The organism is Mesorhizobium sp. M4B.F.Ca.ET.089.01.1.1 (assembly GCF_004022605.1).
Lineage (GTDB): Bacteria > Pseudomonadota > Alphaproteobacteria > Rhizobiales > Rhizobiaceae > Mesorhizobium > Mesorhizobium abyssinicae.
On the sequence record NZ_RZOS01000979.1, the window covers coordinates 1 to 911 of the forward strand.

At 63.3% G+C, this 911-nt stretch carries 1 protein-coding gene and 1 pseudogene; both read right to left on the reverse strand.

The window, feature by feature from the left end; all coding sequences use genetic code 11:
* Window positions 1-244 (reverse strand): TniQ family protein (locus tag EN780_RS41130; RefSeq protein WP_245500232.1); only part of this gene is annotated, 244 nt, incomplete at its 3' end.
* Window positions 230-911: pseudogene (locus EN780_RS35465) on the reverse strand (phosphomethylpyrimidine synthase ThiC); the annotation flags it as partial. The gene EN780_RS41130 and the pseudogene EN780_RS35465, both read right to left, overlap by 15 nt.

Below are 911 nucleotides of genomic sequence, written 5' to 3' on the forward strand. Positions count from 1 at the left end.
TCTTTATGATCGCTTGACGCGGAACACTTGTCTGATCAGCGAGCAAAACGGCGACGTGGCGCGGAAGATCAAGATCGAGGCGCGGCGACCACATCCCGTTGCCGAGTCCGAGGACCCCGGCGAATGACCGCGGCGCGATACCGTTTGCGAGTGAAAGCCGGTGAAGCCAGCTCGACAGCAGCTCGTCCGGAAGCGGGTCGACGGAAACCGGCCAACGGTCTTGCGCGACGTCGCGGTCGGGCAGGCCGAGATGTTCCTTGGGCGTGACGTAGCAAAGCATCGCCGTCCCGAACCAGCCGATCATCGCCGCGCCGATGCCTGATGTGATGTGGTCGTAGCCGGGCGCGATGTCGGTGGTGAGCGGTCCGAGCGTATAGAACGGTGCTTCGCCGCAGACCGCGAGCTGCTTGTCCATGTTCTCCTTGATCTTGTGCATCGGCACATGGCCGGGGCCTTCGATCATTCCCTGGCAGTCCTTGGCCCAGGCGATCTTCGTCAGCTCTCCAAGCGTTTCCAATTCGGCGAACTGGGCGGCGTCGTTGGCGTCGGCGATCGAGCCGGGGCGAAGACCGTCGCCAAGCGAGAACGCCACGTCATAGGTGCGGCAGATGTCGCAGATCTCCTCGAAATGCTCGTAGAGGAAGCTCTCCTTGTGGTGGTGCAGGCACCACTTTGCCATGATCGAGCCGCCTCGCGAAACGATACCCGTGACACGGTCGACGGTGAGCGGAATGTGGGGCAGGCGCACGCCGGCATGGATCGTGAAATAGTCCACGCCCTGCTCGGCCTGTTCGATCAGCGTATCGCGATAGACCTCCCAGGTCAGATCCTCGGCGATCCCGCCGACCTTCTCCAGCGCCTGGTAGAGCGGCACCGTGCCGATCGGCACAGGCACGCTGCGCACGATCCAG